A 17,403-nucleotide genomic window follows, 5' to 3' on the forward strand; every position below is an offset into this window, starting at 1 on the left:
TATTATTAAAAATTCCAATCTGAGATATGTTCAGATGGAACTGTGAAAGACCCGGACGGTTACGAGCACAAAGGACAAACCATGGCAGTCCCAGGCCGGGTTTGTCCTTTTCGGTTTTCTTCTGTTCTCAAACCGGAGATTTGCGCCGGGCTTACAAATCCTCAGGACATGGACATATTCCTGCCTGCAGGTGATATACTGTTTACGATGCAAAAAGCATAGGAGGATTATCATGGCAAAAAGAACTGTCAAAGACCTGGATGTCAAAGGCAAAAAGGTCATCGTCCGCTGCGATTTCAACGTGCCCCGCAAGGACGGCGTCATCACAAATGACAACCGGATCGTGCAGGCGCTGCCGACGATCAAATATCTGCTGGAGCAGGGAGCCAAAGTCATTCTGATGTCCCACCTGGGCAAGGTGAAGACAGAGGAAGACAAGGCCAAGAACAGCCTGGAGTGCGTGGCTGTCCGTCTGGCTGAGCTGCTGCCTGACACAAAAGTGGAATTCTGCAACGAGACCCGCGGACCTGTTCTGGAAGAAATGGTCAACGATCTCAAAGATGGTCAGATTCTGCTGATCCAGAACACCCGGTATGAAAAGGGCGAATCCAAGAACGATCCCGAACTGGGCAAATACTGGGCAAGCCTGGGTGATGTATTTGTGGAAGACGCTTTCGGTTCTGTACACCGGGCACACGCTTCCACCGTGGGCATCCCGTCCAACCTGCCGGAAAACGGTCTGGGCTTCCTGGTTGAAAAGGAAGTGGACATGCTGGGCAAAGCCGTGGATGATCCGAAGCATCCCTTCGTGGCCATCATCGGCGGTGCCAAGGTATCCGACAAAATCGGTGTGATTGAAAACATGCTGGAGAAAGCCGACAAAGTCATCGTTGGCGGCGGCATGGCGTACACATTCCTGAAGGCGCTGGGAGAAAACGTAGGCAACTCTCTGGTTGAAGAAGACAAAATCGATCTGGCCAAAGCCACGCTGGAAAAGGGCAAGGACAAAATCGTTCTCCCCGTTGACCACGTGATTGCGGATGCATTCGCCAACGATGCCAATACGCAGGTTGTGGAAGGCAACATTCCCGAAGGCTGGATGGGTCTGGATATCGGACCGAAATCCGTTGAGAAATTCAAGGAAACGCTGGATGGTGCGAAGACTGTGGTATGGAACGGCCCCATGGGCGTATTTGAAATGCCGAACTTCGCCAAGGGCACACTGGAAGTCTGCACTGCCATTTCCGAACTGCCGGAAGCCATTACCGTGATCGGCGGCGGTGACTCCGCAGCTGCAGCCATTCAGCTGGGCTTCAAGGACAAGTTCTCCCACATCTCCACAGGCGGCGGCGCTTCCCTGGAGTACATGGAAGGCAAGACTCTGCCGGGCATCGCTGTGATCAGCGCAAAAGACTAAGGTCATCTGGAGGACATCATGAGAGAAGCAATCATTGTCGGAAACTGGAAAATGAACAAAAACAACGCGGAGACCCGGGCTTTCTTTGAGGAAGTGGATCCCGCAGCTGTCAGCGACAAGGCTCTGTATGGCATCGGCGCTCCTTTCACGGATCTGAAAACAGCGCTGGACAACGCGAAGAACCTGATTGTTGCAGCAGAAAACGTTCACTTCGAAGACTCCGGTGCATTCACCGGCGAAGTGTCCGTTCCGATGCTGGAAGAACTGGGCATCAAATACTGCATCATCGGTCACAGCGAACGTCGTCAGATGTTCGGTGATACGGATGAAACAGTCAACAAAAAGGCAAAGAAACTGCTGGCTGCAGGCATTACGCCGATTCTGTGCATCGGCGAGACCGAAGAGGAGTACGATGCCGGCAAGACAAAGGACGTCATTGCCTCTCAGCTCAATGGCTCTCTGGCAGACATTCCTGCCGAAGAGTACAAGAACATCGTCATCGCCTACGAACCGATCTGGGCCATTGGCACCGGCAAATCCGCTTCTGTGGAAATCGCAGAAGACTGCTGCAAGCTGGTTCGTGATGTCGTTCGCGACATGGTCGGCGAAGAAGCTGCGGAGGCTGTACGCATTCAGTACGGCGGATCTGTGAAGCCCGGCAACATCGTGGAATACATGGCACAGCCGGATATCGACGGTGCTCTGATCGGCGGTGCGTCCCTGAAACCGGACAGCTTCCTGGAAATCATCGAAAAAACAAAGTAGAGTTCTGCTTTCCGCAGATTTCTGCTCTGGCGGGTGTCAGTTTCTGCAAAGAAACAGGCACCCGCTTTTTTCGGGCCGGAGTGGCAGGGGCAGCCATGAGGACAGATATTTGAAGGTTTTGCCATGCGCAGGTGCATGGTATAAAGGAGACAACGGAAGGAAGGTGGAGACAGTATGGAGACAAACAGGCAGAAGCCGGAGGGGAAAACCGGCTGGATATTTGCCTCGGATTTTGACAATACGCTGTTCTTTCACGATGGCACAGGGCTGCACGAGACAGATGCCCGGGCCATCAGAGAGTGGCAGGCGGCGGGCAATCTGTTCGGGATCTGCACCGGGCGGTCGCTCACTCATCTGCTGCAGAAGTTCGAAACGGTGCTGCATCAGGCGGGTGTGGTTCCGGATTTTTACATCAGTTCCTCCGGCGCGCTGATTGTGAACGGCAAAAAAGAAGTGATGGCAGTTCATGAAATCGAAGCGGATGTGATCCGCTCAGCCGCAGAGCGCTGCCCGGATTCCCTGGCTGTGCACAACAGCCGGGAGCTTTTCTGCATGGGGAAGGCATGGCATGACCTCCCGCTTCGCCAGGATGTTCCGGATGACCGGCAGTACTATGGACTGTCTTCCTGGAATGAAGAGGGAAAGCGGCTGGATATCACGGATCTGAGGCTGGCGGCTTATGCCAATGCAGCGACGGTGGACTATGTACCTGCCGGGATCTCGAAAGGGACCGGGGTCCTGGAACTGTGCCGTTTGCTGGGGCTGGATCCGGAAAAAACGGCGGGAATGGGGGATTCCTGGAATGATCTGCCGCTGATCGAGACAGTATCATATGGCTTTACTTTCTCCGGCAGCCCGCATATTGTAAAAAAAGCGGCGGCTTTTCACGCGAACTCCATCGCAGAATCCCTGCAGAAAGTGACAGAAATTCAGCGCTTTCAAACAGATTGAATCCGGGTGGTTACGCCGGGAAGCATTGAGTTTGGATCGGGCGTGTGTTAGTGTATGTTTGAACTTTCGCAGAACAGGAGGCAAGGAATGAATTTTGTAGAGGACAATGGTAAAAAAATCGCAGCTGTCTTGTGCGTGGCATCATGTTTCCCCGTGATTGCCACAGTCTACGCAATGGAGACCGCACCTGGATGGCACGGCGACAAGTACATCAACAATGACTCCACTGTAGCCAAAGGCTGGCAGGAGATTGAAGGCAAATCCTGGTACTTCTCTGAAGAAGACGGAACTGTCGATACAAAAACAACCCGCAGCGCCGTTGTTGCAAGTGTTTCATCCAATGTAAAAGATGAAATGAAGGCAAAAGCGGAAGCAGCAATCACAGAACAGGCAGCCGCAGAAGCAGCTGCTGAAGCACCCGCTGCAGAAGAAGCAGCCCCCGTCGCGGAAGAGACACCCGCTGCAGAACAGGCACAGCCGGCAGAAGCACCGGTGGAAGCCCCTGCAGAAGCAGCCCCTGCTGTGGAAGAAACAGTCTACACAGAAGAGACGCCCGCAGCTCCGGTGGAGGAACTCCCCGCTGTGACAGAGGTTCCTGTTGAAACCGCTCCCGTGGAAACAGCACCTGTTGAAGCAGCTCCCGCCCCGGAAGTGCCGGCAGCTCCGGTTGTTGACGAGACACCGGTTCAGGATGTATACGAGGCGCCCGTCGTGGACGAAGCACCGGCTCCGGAAGTACCGGCAGCTCCGGTTGTTGACGAAACACCGGCACCGGAAGTGCCCGCGGCTCCGGTTGTGGATGAAACACCGGCCCCGGAAGCACCCGTTGTGGATCCGGCACCGGCTCCCGCTCCGGAACCTGCACCTGCACCGGAACCGGCTCCTGCACCCGAACCCACCCCGGAACCTGTTGTGGATCCCAATGCGGACCTGAACAGCAGCATCGCCAATGCGGCCCTGGGTATGGTCGGCGTGACAGACGGCTGGCAGTGCACACAGGTCGCCACAGGCGCTCTGAACGCAGCCGGTGTGAATGCTGGTGTGGTATGGCCCAGTGAATACATCCAGTACGGCTACTATGTGGATCCTTCCCAGGCTGTAGCCGGCAACCTGATTTATTACAACAACGGCGGCAATGGCTATGATCACATTGCTGTCTACATCGGTGACGGCCAGGCCGTTCATGGAAACTATGACGGTCAGACAGTGATTGCAGATGCCTATCTGTCCACTGCCGGAAATCCTCAGTTTATCCAGATTGCACAGTAAGACGAAAGCCTGACACCAGTCGGGCTTTTCTTTTTCCGGCTGCCGTGTGTCTGCATGGCAGCTGCCTGGAAAAATCACAGAAAGGAACATCCATGACACCCATTGAACTGCTTCTTGACCGGGCTTCCTGCAAAACCTACACGACTCAGCCGCTGCTGGAAGACGAAGTCCGCCTTATCCTGCAGGCCGGCCAGGCGGCTCCCTCCGGCAGAAACCGGCAGCCCACCGCATTTCTGGCGGTGACAGATCCCGAAATCCGCCGCACACTTTCCCGCCTGAACGCCGAAGTCCTGCACACAGATGCAGATCCTTTTTATCAGGCACCGGCGGTGTTTGCGGTGCTGGCAGATCCTGCTGTTTCCACTTATCTGTATGACGGCTCCCTGGCTGCCGGACAGATGCTGCTGGCAGCCAGTGCACTGGGGCTGGGATCCTGCTGGATCCACCGTGCAAAGGAAGTCTTTGCCACTGATCAGGGGAAAGCCATTCTGGAAAAAGCCGGCTTGCCTCTGGATTATGAAGGAATCGGTTTTGTCATCGCCGGACATCCAGCCCAGCAGCCGGCGGTCAAAGCGAAAACATCCCGGGTGGGGTACCTGAAATGATCCGCATCGGGCAGTCTGTGGACATTCATCCCCTCAAAGCGGGCAGGGATCTGATCCTGGGCGGTGTGCGGATCAGTCATGACAAAGGACTGGACGGACACAGCGACGCGGATGTGCTGGTGCATGCCGTGGCGGAATCCATTCTCGGTGCGCTGGCGCTGGGAGATCTGGGGACCCATTTTCCGGACACCGATCCGGCATACAAAGGCGCCGACAGTCTGCTGCTGCTGGCTCATACTGCCAAACTGGCCAGAGACTGCGGATTCAGACTTTCCAATCTGGACGCCACGATTCTGGCAGAGCAACCGAAGATGGCGCCCCATATCCCGGCAATGCGGGAAAACATGGCCCGGGTGCTGAACTGCGATGTGTCGCAGATTTCCGTCAAGGCAACCCGGGGCGAAAAACTTGGCTTTGTGGGCCGCGAAGAAGGCATCGCAGCTGTCTGCGTCTGCCTGATGGAGACAGACCGATGAAAACCGTACTGCAGCGCGTCACGGAAGCAAGCTGTGTCATAGACGGCAGCGTCGTGGGAGAAATCGGACAGGGATACATGATTCTCACCGGTTTCTGCCCCACGGACACCCGGGATACTGTGGACCGGATGATCCGGAAAATCCTGGCTCTCCGGGTGTTTTCCGATGAAGAAGGAAAAATGAACCGTAGCCTGAGAGATGTGGAGGGCTCGGTGCTGAACATCAGTCAGTTCACCCTGTATGCGGACTGCCGCAGGGGAAACAGACCGGGTTTTTCGCAGGCGGCCTGTCCGGAAACGGCCATTTCGTTGTATAACTATATGAATGAACAGCTCGCCAGACAGGTGCCGACAGCCACGGGCAGGTTCGGTGCAGATATGCAGATCCATCTGGTCAACGACGGACCTGTGACGATCGAGCTTGAAATGGGGGAACAGTGATGCGAATTGATGGAAAAGCGCTGGCTGCAGCCCGCCGGGAAGCCACGGCGGAAGCAGTCCGCAGACGTGTCAGTCAGGGCCTGCCGGTCCCGGTGCTGGCTGTGATCCTGGTGGGGGATGATCCTGCCAGCCAGGTTTATGTCCGCAACAAGGAAAACGCCTGCCGGAAAGCGGGGATCGAACCCCGCACCTGGCGGCTGCCCGCGGATACATCCGGGAAGGAGCTTCTGGATCTGATTGAAACACTCAACCGGGACCAGTCGGTTCATGGCATTCTCGTGCAGATGCCGCTGCCGGCACACCTTGACGAACAGGCGGTCATTGCCGCCATTGATCCGGACAAGGACGTGGACGGACTGCATCCGGTGAACGCCGGCCGCCTGGCCAATGGCCTGAAGGGGTTTGTGCCCTGTACGCCCCAGGGGGCAATCGCTCTGCTGGAACAGGCCGGGCTTGCGGATATGACCGGGCTGAAAGCGGTGGTTGTGGGGCGTTCGGTCCTGGTGGGCAAACCCATGGCTCAGCTGCTTCTGAACCGCAACGCCACTGTGACCATCTGCCACTCCCGCACAAAGGATCTGGCAGCCCACGTGGCCGAAGCGGATATTCTGGTGGCAGCTGTGGGTCAGCCGGAACTGATCCGGGGCGACTGGATCAAGGACGGCGCCTATGTGATCGATGTGGGAATCAACCGGGTGGATGGTCATCTGGTAGGGGATGTGCAGACAGAGGCTGCGGAAAACCATGCCGCTGCCATCACGCCGGTTCCCGGGGGCTGCGGGCCCATGACCGTGCAGATGCTGCTGGAAAACACGCTGCTGGCAGCACAGCTGCAGGATGACAGAGAATCCTGAGACAGGGGAGGTCAGTGAATGGAGTACAAGCTCAACGACATCGTGGAGATGAAAAAAGAGCACCCGTGTCACTTGTCCAGACAGTGGAAAATCATCCGCATGGGGGCTGATATCCGCATCAAATGCCTCGGGTGCGGCACCAGTGTGCTGATGCCCCGCTCGAAATTCGAGAAGAAACTGAAAAGAGTCGCTGTGGCAGCACCGGAGGAATCCGGCAGTCCGCAGAAAGACTGAAGCTGGTTCCCGCTGCCTCAGACTCAGACTCAGCCGGAATGCAGCTGTCAGATGAAACTGAAAACAATACGAAAGGAACGATAGCCATGCCATTGCAGGCAGGAATCGTGGGTCTGCCCAATGTAGGCAAATCCACATTATTCAATGCGATCACCAGATCGCAGGTTGAAGCCGCCAACTATCCCTTTGCCACCATCTCCCCGAATGTGGGTGTGGTGGAAGTCCCGGATGCGCGGATCGACCGGCTGACAGAACTGTTTCAGCCAAAAAAGACCATTTACACCACTTTTGAGTTCACGGACATTGCCGGACTGGTCAAAGGCGCCTCCAAAGGCGAGGGACTGGGCAACCAGTTTCTCTCCAATATCCGCCTCACGGATGCCATCTGTCATGTCGTCCGCTGCTTTGACGATCCCAACATCACCCATGTGGAAACCACGGTGGATCCTGTCCGGGACATTGAAATCATCAACCTGGAACTGATCCTGGCGGATCTGCAGACAGTGGAAAACCGCATTGCGAAAGTCGAACGCAAGGCAAAGACCAAAGACAAGGAAGCCATGGCCGAACTGGCGCTGCTCAGACGCCTGCAGCCGCATCTGGAAGCGGAACAGCCTGCCAGGACCCTGGAAATGGACGAAGATGAACTGACGCTTGTCAAAGGATATGGTCTGATCACCATGAAACCGGTGATTTACATCGCCAATACTGATGAAGAAGGGGTATCGGATCCCGATGGCTGCGGCTACTGGCAGCAGGTGAAATCCTATGCTGAAAACCATGGCAGCGAAGCGGTGCTGCTCTGTGCCAAAATGGAAGAAGATCTTTCGGGCATGGACCGGGAAGAGAAACAGGAGTTTCTGGATGAACTGGGACTGCCTGCCTCCGGCCTGGATCAGGTCATCACCAAAGCCTATGCCGTGCTCGGGCTGCAGACCTTCCTGACCGCCGGACCGGATGAATGCCGGGCATGGACCTTCCGCAAAGGCATGAAAGCACCGGAATGCGCAGGCGTGATTCATTCCGATTTCCAGCGGGGATTCATCAAGGCAGAAGTCTACCGCTTCCAGGACATGGACGAGCTGGAAAGCGAAGCGGCGATCCGGGAAGCCGGGCGCATGCGCATGGAAGGCAAGGAGTATGTGGTGCAGGACGGAGATGTGATGCATTTCCGCTTCAACGTATGATCTGCCTCTCCGTGCCTTCTGCAGGCAGGACCCGGGCATGATGATACTCGGACAGAGCCTGAGCCAGATCATCGTGCTGGTGATTGCGGTGATCCTCTCCATGTCCATTCATGAAGTGGCCCATGGCCTGGTCTCATACTGGTTCGGGGATCCCACAGCCCGTCAGGCTGGCCGGCTCTCCCTGAACCCTTTTGCCCACATAGACTGGAGCGGTCTGCTGTGCCTGCTGCTGTTCGGGTTTGGCTGGGCGAAACCCGTGCCGGTGGATCCGCGGTATTACAAAGACCCGAAAGCCGGCATGATCTGGACCGCATTTGCCGGGCCCCTGGCCAATTTTCTGCTGTCCTTTGTCTGTGTGTTTCTCTATTACCTGCTGCTGAAGATCTCTCCGGGATTCGCCCTGGGCGCTGCGGGCAGTTTCATCGAGTCGGTCTTCGCTACCACGGCGATCATCTCCGCGGGCTTTGGGATCTTCAATCTGATCCCTGTTCCGCCCCTGGACGGCTCCAAAATTCTGTTCGCCTTTCTTCCCGACCAGACCTATTACCGCGTTACCCGGGGCACCCCCTGGATGTCGCTGGTTTTCATTGCCCTGCTGTGGTCCGGTGTGATCTCCGGTCCCATTGCCATGCTCCGGGGCGGCATGATCGATGCCTTCTCCACAGCGGCAATGTTCCTGCTGGGTATGTGAATCCGAGTCCATTCCGGACAAGCCGGTCCTGCTGTGCAGACCGGTTTTTCTTTTTCTTCATGGCCGATGAAAGCCGCGGTTGCCATTCAGGAGGAGGGCAATACACATACATCTGTCTCACAGCAGTCAAACCGGCACATAGTGACTGTCTTCCTGATGGATGATGGCTGTTATCATGGCCGGCCCTCTGATTTTCACAACTGTTACAAATTCTTTCAGAACGTTGCAATCCCAAAATGCAAAGCGTATGATAAACGCATATTACGGGAGGAAACGAACTATGAAGAGAGATTTCAGGAAGCTCCTGGCCGGCGGCCTCGGCGCTGCCGTGCTGCTGGCGGGATGTTCATCCGCATCCGGCTCCGACAACGCCGGTGACGGCGGATCCGCCGAAACCGGCGACACAGTCAAAATCGGACTGAACTTCGAACTGACCGGGGAAGTATCCAGCTACGGTACAGCCGAACGCAACGGTGCGCAGCTGGCCATTGATGAATTCAACGCCCGCGAGGACAAGCCCTTCACCGTGGAAGGCGTGGAAATTGACTCCAAAGGCGATCCGGCTGAATCGACCACAGCAGCAATCAAGCTGATTGACGAAGACCAGGTGGCTGCCATCGTGGGCCCTGCCACTTCCGCACCCTCCATTTCCACATACCAGGCTGCCACAGACAAGCAGACTCCGGTGGTATCTCCCTCCGCCACACAGGTGGACGCGATGCTCAACGGAGACACCCCCTATGAATATGCATGGCGTGTCTGCTTCGAAGACAGCTATCAGGGGGCGGCAATGGCCATCTATGCCTACGATACGCTGGGCGACAAGAAAGCCGCTGTGATCAACGAGACCTCTGATTATGGTCAGGGTCTTGCCAAAACCTTCAAGGAAAAATTCGAGTCCCTGGGCGGCGAAGTCGTGGCACAGGAACAGTACAACGCCAAGGATACGGACTTCGCGTCCATTCTGACCAAGATCAAGGGCAAGGATTTTGATGTTCTGTACATTGCCGGCTACTACGGTGAAGCCGGTCTGATCATCAAGCAGGCCCGTGAATCCGGCATCGACTGCAACATTGTCGGCGCTGACGGTTTCGAATCCGAAAAGCTGGCGGAACTGGCAGGCAAGGAAAACCTGAACAACGTCTGGTACACCACCTGCTACACCACAGTCAACGCATCCGATGAACTGAAGAGCTTCATCGATGACTACACAGCCAAATACGACCAGGCCCCCAACATGTTCTCCGCCCTGGCATACGACGCCACCAACCTGGTGCTCGATCAGCTGGAAGCCACAGGCAAAACCGGCGCCGAACTGAACGAGGCCATCAAGAAAGCCGATTTCTCAGGTCTGACCGGTTCCTTCGTCTTTGACGAAAAGACTCACACCCCGAAAAAGACCGTGCTTGTCGTCAACCAGAAGGATGGCGTACAGACAGAAGTCGACGAAGTCGAAGTCAAATAAGCGAAACCGCATCATGACAAATGGGGAATGTAGATTCCCCATTTTTTGAGTAAAGGAGGTCCAATGAGCCAGTTTCTCCAGCAGGTCATCAACGGCCTGTCACTTGGCAGCATCTATGCGCTGATCGCCCTGGGCTACACCATGGTCTACGGCATCATCAAACTGATCAACTTCGCCCATGGCGATGTATATATGGTCGGCGCCTACACTGCCTTCATCTGCACGGCATGGCTTGGCTTCGGGTTTTTCCCGGCGCTGATCGCCAGCATGGTAGTCTGCGGGCTGCTTGGTGTTCTGATCGAGCGCCTTGCCTACAAGCCCCTTCGCAAAGCCCCCCGGATCACAGCTCTGATCACCGCCATTGGCGTGAGCTATGTTCTGGAATACACCATGCAGTATTTCATGGGCAGCGAAGTGCGCACCTATCCCAACGTTCTTCCCAAAACCATCTATCAGCTGGGGCCGGTGTCCATCACCACCCACCAGATCTACATTTTTGCCATCACCATCGTGCTGATGGTCGCTCTGCAGTTCATCATTTCCAAAACCAGAATGGGGCGGGCCATGCGGGCTGTCTCCGTGGATGAACAGGCAGCGGAACTGATGGGCATCAACGTGGATACCACCATTTCCTTCACCTTCCTGCTGGGTTCTGCCCTGGCCGGTGCTGCGGGCATTCTGGTGGGAATCTACTACAACACAATCAACCCGCTGATGGGCCTCACCCCCGGTCTGAAAGCCTTTGTCGCTGCGGTATTCGGCGGCATTGGCAGCATCCCCGGCGCGGTGATCGGCGGTCTGTTCATCGGCATTGCCGAAACGATGGTCGTTGCCTACGGGTCCAGCCTGTACCGGGACGCCATTGTATATGCGATCCTGATTGTTGTGCTGATCGTCAAGCCCACCGGTCTGCTGGGCAAGAACCAGAGAGAGAAGGTGTAGTCTGTGCCAAAAAGCATTTTCACAAAGGAGAACCTGTGCTGGGTCATTCTCTCTGCGATTCTGTTCGGGGTGCTGACACTGCTGATGCAGGTGGGCATCATCAACTCCTACTATAAAATCACGCTGTTCAACATCTGCATCAACATCATGCTGGCTGTGAGTCTGAACCTGGTCATCGGGATCTGCGGGCAGTTCTCCCTGGGGCATGCGGGATTCATGTGCATCGGTGCCTACAGTGCGGGTGTCATCACGAAGATGATTCCCAACTACGGCGGGCTGCTGCTGGGGATCCTGGCGGGATTTGCGATTTCCGCCGTGGCTGCCCTGATTGTTTCCGTTCCCACCCTGCGGCTGAAGGGCGACTATCTGGCCATTGCCACACTGGGATTTGCGGAGATCATCCGGATCCTGGTGCAGAACATGACCATCACCAACGGTGCAGCGGGTCTGTCGGGGATTCCGGCGCTGACCACCTGGCCGATTCTGATTCTGGGTGTGGTGATTGCCATCGTTGTCTGCAGCAATGTGATGCGCAGTGCACCGGGGCGCGCCTGTCTGGCGATTCAGGACGATGAGATTGCCGCGGAAGCCATGGGCATCAACACCACGAAGTACAAGGTTCTGGCTTTTGTCATCGGCGCACTGATTGCCAGTCTGGCCGGGGCGCTGTTTGCCTGCAGCTTCTATGTCATCAAACCGAGCCAGTTCACCTTCAACCGGTCCATTGACATTCTGGTCATGGTGGTATTCGGCGGCATGGGCAGCATGACCAGCTCGGTTCTGGCGGCGATTGCAATCGGCCTGCTGAACACGATTCTGCAGAACTTCACCGACCTGCGCATGATCATCTATGGTCTGGCGCTGGTCATCATGATGATTTTCAAGCCCAATGGTCTGCTGGGCAAACGGGAGCTTTCCTTTAAAAAGATCCTGGCCAAACGGGAGGCCGGAAAGGAGGCCAGCTGATGGAACCGATTCTGCAGGTCAAGAACCTGTCCCGTCATTTTGGCGGTCTGACTGCTGTGGCCAACGTGTCTCTGGAGATTCAGCCCGGGGAGCTGATTGGTCTGATCGGGCCCAACGGTGCGGGAAAAACCACGCTGTTCAACCTGCTGACGGGGGTGTATGAACCCAGTGAAGGGCTGATCGAGATGGAAGTGGATGGCAAGCCCACGCAGATCGGCGGACTGCCCCCTTACAAAATCACTGCACTGGGCGTGGCCCGGACGTTCCAGAATATCCGGCTTTTCAAAGAAATGACTGTGCTGGAGAACGTGAAGGTGGCCATGCACCGGAATATCCGCTACGGGGTGATGAGCGCGATTCTCCGGCTGCCGCGGTATTATTCCGAGGAGCGCTGGGTGCAGGAAAAAGCCTGCGAGTATCTGAAGGAAGTGGGTCTGTATGCCAAGCGCAACGAGATGGCAGTCAATCTGCCCTATGGCGAGCAGAGAAAGCTGGAGATTGCCAGAGCCCTGGCAATTCAGCCGAAAATCCTGTACCTGGATGAGCCGGCTGCCGGGATGAATCCCCAGGAAACCGCAGAGCTCACGGAGCTGATTCACCGGATCCGGAAAAAATACGGTCTGACGGTGATCCTGATCGAGCACGACATGTCTCTGGTCATGAAGATCTGCGAGCGGATCTTTGTGCTGGACTACGGAAAGCTCATTGCCAGTGGCACACCGGAGGAAATCCGGAAAAACGAGTTCGTCATCAAGGCGTATCTCGGGGAGGAAATCTAGTCATGGCCATGCTTGAAGTCAAGGACCTGCACGTTCATTACGGTGTCATCGAAGCGCTCAAAGGCGTTTCCATGTCTGTGAACGAAGGACAGATCGTGGCGCTGATCGGCTCCAACGGAGCGGGGAAAACCACGCTGCTGCAGTCGATTTCCGGAATCAAGAAAAAGACCAGCGGCGAGGTCATGTTCCTGTCGGACAACATCACGTCCGCTTCGCCGAAGAAAATTGTGTCCGAGGGCCTGACACAGGTTCCGGAAGGACGGCGGGTGTTCACCGGTCTTTCCGTGTATGAAAACCTGATGATGGGTGCGTTTCTGCGCCGGGACAAACAGGGGATCGAGGAAGATCTGCAGAAGGTATATGCACAGTTTCCCATCCTGGAACAGCGGAAGAACCAGGATGCCAGCACCCTGTCCGGCGGCGAACAGCAGATGCTGGCCATGGGCCGGGCCCTGATGGCCCGTCCGAAACTGCTCCTGCTGGATGAACCGTCCATGGGTCTGGCGCCGATTCTCGTCAAGGAGATTTTCTCCATTGTTCAGGAGATCAACTCCACCGGCACCACCGTGCTGCTGGTGGAACAGAACGCCAAGATGGCACTGTCCATTGCGGATTATGCCTATGTTCTGGAAACCGGCCGGATTTCCCTGCAGGGAACCGGGCAGGAACTGGCGGACAGCCCTGAGATTCAGAAAGCCTATCTGGGAGGCTGACAGCCACCTTCATTGCTGCATCTGGCAGCCAAGAAGCCCGCTGTCAGGAAAGACTGTGCAGGTTGCGATGCTGTAACGCTATTGATACAGGCCTGTGCAAGTCTGCATATCAACTGTTCCTTTGTATAATGAACCTGAAAGAAAGCCGGCTGTCATGGAACCAGGTTCCGGCCGGGTTTGAGAGGAAAATATGTTTAAAGTACAAGATTTCATGACGGCGCCTGTCATCTGCACAGAGCCGGATGCCAGAATCACGGAGGTTCTGGACATCATGAAGAAAAACAATCTGCACCGGATCCCGGTGACAGACACAGATGGAAAACTCGTGGGTCTGATCACCGAGGGGATGATCTCCGGTGCCGGTGGCAATGCCACAAGCCTGTCGATTTACGAGCTGAATTACCTTCTGTCCAAGACGAAGGTGAAAACTGTGATGCAGAAAAAAGTCGCCACGATTCATCCTGGTGACCTGATGGAAAAAGCCACGGAAAAGATGCTGCGGGAAGACATCGGCTGTCTGCCTGTGGTGGATGACCGGGAAAAAGTGGTGGGCATCCTCACCCAGAATGATGTATTCAAGTCCTTCCTGGAGGTCCTGGGCTGGTATCGCGAAGGAGTCCGGGTGGCGCTGGAAGCGAAGGACGAAATCGGCCAGCTGGAGAAGATTTCCAAGATCTTTGCGGATGAAGGCATCAACATTGCCAACATCGGCGTGTATGACACCACTGATGGCAATGCCAGCATGATCATCCGGGCCGACAAGACCACCGATGGTCTGAAGCAGGCCCTGGAAGGTGCCGGCTACACGGAAGTGGAGATTGCCAAAGCGGAATAAAGAGAAAGAACAAAAGACCTGCAGGAGCATCACATGCCGTCTGCAGGTCTTTTGCCGATTCATGCCGTCTTTGAGGGATTGGGAAGCGGAATGGGGTCCTGTATCCGGTCAGCGTCTTTCCGGATGCTGGTGGCAGCCTGTCCGGCTTCGCTGATCAGGTCCGGTGCATTGGAGACCACCCGGATCATGACAGATTTTGTCCTGCCATCAGGATAGACAGTGGTGATGCAGGCGGGAAGGCCGCAGGCCATGGATACTTTCCATGTCCAGTCCTGCGCAGTATACACGTAGCCGGTCTCTGTTTTCTGCCAGGCATCGGGATCTGCAAGTGCAGCTTCATCCGCGGCCCCGGGCAATGCGGTTCCAAGGACAGCTGCCTTCCAGCGCTGGTCCGGCTGTTCCTGGACAGAGTTCTGCTGCGGCTCCAGAGAAAGGATCCAGTCGTCAAAGGGTTCTTTGTTCAGGGCAAAAAACAGTTCTTCACTGCCCTGCTGCAGGGTATATGTTCGGATTTCAAGTCCATCTCTGTACTGAATCTGGGTCTGCAGAAATGTATCTTTGCCCCTGAGCAGCAGCCAGTTGTACTCTTCCGTGTAAATGAGAAGGCCGTCCTGTTTCAGCAGCGTCTTCAGGGCTTCCGGCATGGACCCGGACTGTTCCCGAGCCGCCGGACACGCCACCAGTCCGGGAGTGGTCTGCGGATAGCTGTCCGAGTCTGCAGTATGGGTGGTGCAGCCGGATAAAACAATGAAAATGGTCAGCAGTCCCGTCAGTACAGATGGGCTGGATTTGTCATGCATTTTCTTCCAGGAGTCAGCGCGGGTCATGTTTACCTCCATTCAGTCAGACTGTCATTGGACATATTCATAGTCCTGATGTTCGATCAGTATCATCCGGTTCAATCGGCCCGAATGGTTACGGGAAGCTTCATATATTTTCTGTATGACTAACTATATCAATCGTGTCATAAATACGGACCGGCGTCAACGAAAGCATGGGCAAAGTCCTCGATCGGCTGCAGGAATTCACCGCCGGGATTATTGACACAAAAAACCCGGATGGGCCATAACCGCCATCCGGGTCTGTCTGTACGATGGAGCAGGCGAGGGGAATCGAACCCCCGCGGCAACCTTGGGAAGGTTGAGTTCTGCCATTAAACTACGCCTGCAGCTGGTTCCATTATACTGGCCTGTGTTTTCGAAGGCAAACTGAAGCTGCACGGGCTGCGGGATCTCTGACGAGCCTGGCCACCATCGGCAATGAAAAACGGCACCCTCTGATGCCGTTTGTCTCTGTCTGCCGGTTTATTTTCCCCAGCTGTCCAGGTCGGCTGGATAGGGAACGGTCACATTGCCATCCACATCCCTGGCCTGCATGGTAATGGCTGCCGTGAAGGGCTGACTCTGGTCACTGATCCGGTATTCTCCTTCCAGATCCAGTTTCAGGTCCTGCAGGATGCCGTCCTGGATGGTGGCATCCATGTCTGCCCTGGACAGCGTGGTGGAACCCATGGAATCCAGCGTGTAGGCCAGATCGGCTGCGTCGATCACAAAATGATACGCATCGCCTTTCACGGAGACGGATTTGAAACAGTTCACTTTTTCTTCGTCTGTCAGGGACAGAAACGGGTCCCAGGACTCGAGTTTTTCGCCGGGTTTCAATCCGATGTTTTCAGCCAGACTCTGGGATTTTGTCCCCATGGCGTTCAGATAGGTCCGACCGTCCCGGATGTAGAAATTGAAGAGATCGCCCACGGGAATGCCCATGGCGCTGCCGTTTACCAGAAAAGCCAGCTGCAGGTCGTCTTTCTGATTCAGATACAGATGGAAGTCGCCAGATATGGAGGTGCCGGCTTTGATATCTGCGGATCCTTCCACTTCCATGGACTCGGCGGTCATGGTTTTGTGAAGGGCATCGAAAAATGTCAGAGCCGCCTGCTTCTTTTCATTTTCACCGGCCTGGCTGCAGGCGGTCAGAAAGAGGCACAGGAGCAGGGCAGTGATGAGTTTGCTGAGTTTCTTCATGGGATTTCTCCTTTTGGTCATAGTAAGATGAATAGGAACGGGTGTCAAAGGCGGACCCGGAGAGGGGTGCATGGACAATGGTGCTGGTATACTACGGCAGGGATATGGACAAAAAGCCGGTGTTTGACCGGATATTCCGTGATCTCGGGATCGCGAAGCGTGATCTCGGGGATGCGGATCTGAATGCGACAGTGGGAGAACTGGCGGATGGTGACGGACAGTCCCAGGATCTGTCCGGGGACAAGCCGCTGTTTCTGTACTACGACAAGCTGGATTCCAAAGAGATACAGAAGGTGGAAGCGGCGCTGAAGGAAGCCGGTCTCCGGGTGAGCCGGAAGGCGGTCCGGACGGAGAACAACGAAAAATGGACGCTGGAGGCGCTGATGTATGAAATCGGCCGGGAAGACGAGTGGTTCCGGAAAACCAACCGGCTGTATCAGCTGGTGACCCATCCGGACAAAGCGCGGCTGGCCTCGGATCCTGCCTACATGGCGCTGATGGCGCAGTCCTTTGCGCTACTGGAAGAAAATGACATGTCGGAGGAACAGCTGGACCAGGCCATTGCGGCCATCGAGACGGATCTGGCCCGGCAGGAAAAGGAAACAGTGCCCCGGCAGTAAGCCGCAGTGGCTGAAAACGACAGCAATCCCGCAGGAAGGGTTTTCAGAAGAACCCGGAGCCTGCGGGATTGTCCGTTTTTGGAAGAGAGGTGACAGCTATGGGAAGTTGGGACATGAGGATAAGCGGACAATTCTGCGAAAAATTCCATCCAGGTCGACAAACTTCCGTT

Annotated in this window: 20 protein-coding genes and 1 tRNA gene; 18 read left to right on the plus strand and 3 right to left on the minus strand. The window is 55.7% G+C overall.

All coding sequences use genetic code 11. The features are described 5' to 3' along the window. Positions 1–232: 232 nt before the first annotated feature. The 17 genes from pgk (at position 233) to QZ305_RS01260 (ending at position 14,589) form a co-directional block, all read left to right on the plus strand. A complete protein-coding gene (pgk, locus tag QZ305_RS01180) occupies positions 233–1,417 on the plus strand; it encodes a phosphoglycerate kinase (RefSeq protein ID WP_294729666.1) in 1,185 nt (394 codons plus the stop codon). 18 nt (positions 1,418–1,435) lie between these two features. Further along, a complete protein-coding gene (tpiA, locus tag QZ305_RS01185; protein ID WP_294729667.1) occupies positions 1,436–2,182 on the plus strand; it encodes a triose-phosphate isomerase in 747 nt (248 codons plus the stop codon). Between the two features lie 174 nt (positions 2,183–2,356). Then, entirely contained in the window at positions 2,357–3,133 is a 777-nt protein-coding gene (locus QZ305_RS01190; protein ID WP_294729668.1) for an HAD family hydrolase, read from the plus strand. An 87-nt stretch (positions 3,134–3,220) separates the two neighbouring features. Next, a complete protein-coding gene (locus tag QZ305_RS01195) occupies positions 3,221–4,402 on the plus strand; it encodes an NlpC/P60 family protein (protein ID WP_294729669.1) in 1,182 nt (393 codons plus the stop codon). A gap of 92 nt (positions 4,403–4,494) precedes the next feature. Beyond that, positions 4,495–5,007, plus strand: coding sequence for a nitroreductase family protein (locus QZ305_RS01200; protein WP_294729670.1), 513 nt, complete (start codon positions 4,495–4,497; stop codon positions 5,005–5,007). Then, complete coding sequence (ispF, locus tag QZ305_RS01205; RefSeq protein WP_294729671.1) at positions 5,004–5,483, plus strand: 2-C-methyl-D-erythritol 2,4-cyclodiphosphate synthase; 480 nt, start codon at positions 5,004–5,006, stop codon at positions 5,481–5,483. The genes QZ305_RS01200 and ispF overlap by 4 nt, the downstream gene beginning before the upstream one ends. Then, complete coding sequence (gene dtd / locus QZ305_RS01210) at positions 5,480–5,923, plus strand: D-aminoacyl-tRNA deacylase (protein WP_294729672.1); 444 nt, start codon at positions 5,480–5,482, stop codon at positions 5,921–5,923. Before ispF ends, dtd begins: the two co-directional genes overlap by 4 nt. After that, positions 5,923–6,777 carry a bifunctional methylenetetrahydrofolate dehydrogenase/methenyltetrahydrofolate cyclohydrolase FolD gene (gene folD, locus QZ305_RS01215; protein WP_294729673.1) on the plus strand — a complete coding sequence of 285 codons (855 nt, stop codon included), beginning with the start codon at positions 5,923–5,925 and terminating at the stop codon, positions 6,775–6,777. The genes dtd and folD overlap by 1 nt, the downstream gene beginning before the upstream one ends. A gap of 18 nt (positions 6,778–6,795) precedes the next feature. Further along, positions 6,796–7,011, plus strand: a complete 216-nt coding sequence (locus QZ305_RS01220) for a DUF951 domain-containing protein (protein WP_294729674.1) — start codon at positions 6,796–6,798, stop codon at positions 7,009–7,011. Positions 7,012–7,097: 86 nt separating this feature from the next. Continuing rightward, on the plus strand, positions 7,098–8,198 hold the full coding sequence (gene ychF / locus QZ305_RS01225; RefSeq protein WP_294729675.1) for a redox-regulated ATPase YchF: 1,101 nt from the start codon (positions 7,098–7,100) through the stop codon (positions 8,196–8,198). Between the two features lie 37 nt (positions 8,199–8,235). Continuing rightward, positions 8,236–8,889, plus strand: a complete 654-nt coding sequence (locus QZ305_RS01230; protein ID WP_294729676.1) for a site-2 protease family protein — start codon at positions 8,236–8,238, stop codon at positions 8,887–8,889. 280 nt (positions 8,890–9,169) lie between these two features. Then, positions 9,170–10,354: an ABC transporter substrate-binding protein gene (locus QZ305_RS01235; protein ID WP_294729677.1), complete on the plus strand. Its 1,185-nt coding sequence runs from the start codon at positions 9,170–9,172 to the stop codon at positions 10,352–10,354. Between the two features lie 63 nt (positions 10,355–10,417). Continuing rightward, a complete protein-coding gene (locus QZ305_RS01240) occupies positions 10,418–11,296 on the plus strand; it encodes a branched-chain amino acid ABC transporter permease (RefSeq protein WP_294729678.1) in 879 nt (292 codons plus the stop codon). Between the two features lie 3 nt (positions 11,297–11,299). After that, positions 11,300–12,262, plus strand: coding sequence for a branched-chain amino acid ABC transporter permease (locus tag QZ305_RS01245; RefSeq protein ID WP_294729679.1), 963 nt, complete (start codon positions 11,300–11,302; stop codon positions 12,260–12,262). After that, positions 12,262–13,041 carry an ABC transporter ATP-binding protein gene (locus tag QZ305_RS01250; protein WP_294729680.1) on the plus strand — a complete coding sequence of 260 codons (780 nt, stop codon included), beginning with the start codon at positions 12,262–12,264 and terminating at the stop codon, positions 13,039–13,041. The genes QZ305_RS01245 and QZ305_RS01250 overlap by 1 nt, the downstream gene beginning before the upstream one ends. A gap of 8 nt (positions 13,042–13,049) precedes the next feature. Beyond that, positions 13,050–13,754 carry an ABC transporter ATP-binding protein gene (locus QZ305_RS01255; protein WP_294729763.1) on the plus strand — a complete coding sequence of 235 codons (705 nt, stop codon included), beginning with the start codon at positions 13,050–13,052 and terminating at the stop codon, positions 13,752–13,754. 190 nt (positions 13,755–13,944) lie between these two features. Continuing rightward, on the plus strand, positions 13,945–14,589 hold the full coding sequence (locus QZ305_RS01260; protein WP_294729681.1) for a CBS and ACT domain-containing protein: 645 nt from the start codon (positions 13,945–13,947) through the stop codon (positions 14,587–14,589). Positions 14,590–14,648: 59 nt separating this feature from the next. Here the strand turns inward: QZ305_RS01260 and QZ305_RS01265 are convergent, their stop codons facing one another. The 3 genes from QZ305_RS01265 to QZ305_RS01275 all read right to left on the minus strand — a co-directional run bounded on the left by QZ305_RS01265 (position 14,649) and on the right by QZ305_RS01275 (position 16,613). After that, positions 14,649–15,416: a hypothetical protein gene (locus QZ305_RS01265; protein ID WP_294729682.1), complete on the minus strand. Its 768-nt coding sequence runs from the start codon at positions 15,414–15,416 to the stop codon at positions 14,649–14,651. 267 nt (positions 15,417–15,683) lie between these two features. Next, a tRNA-Gly gene (locus QZ305_RS01270) sits at positions 15,684–15,757 on the minus strand. Positions 15,758–15,893: 136 nt separating this feature from the next. Next, on the minus strand, positions 15,894–16,613 hold the full coding sequence (locus tag QZ305_RS01275; protein WP_294729683.1) for a hypothetical protein: 720 nt from the start codon (positions 16,611–16,613) through the stop codon (positions 15,894–15,896). A 77-nt stretch (positions 16,614–16,690) separates the two neighbouring features. Here QZ305_RS01275 and QZ305_RS01280 point away from each other — a divergent pair, with 77 nt between their 5' ends. Continuing rightward, positions 16,691–17,233: a DUF3783 domain-containing protein gene (locus QZ305_RS01280; RefSeq protein ID WP_294729684.1), complete on the plus strand. Its 543-nt coding sequence runs from the start codon at positions 16,691–16,693 to the stop codon at positions 17,231–17,233. Positions 17,234–17,403 lie beyond the last annotated feature (170 nt).

This window comes from uncultured Faecalibaculum sp., from assembly GCF_910588395.1.
Lineage (GTDB): Bacteria > Bacillota_I > Bacilli_A > Erysipelotrichales > Erysipelotrichaceae > Faecalibaculum.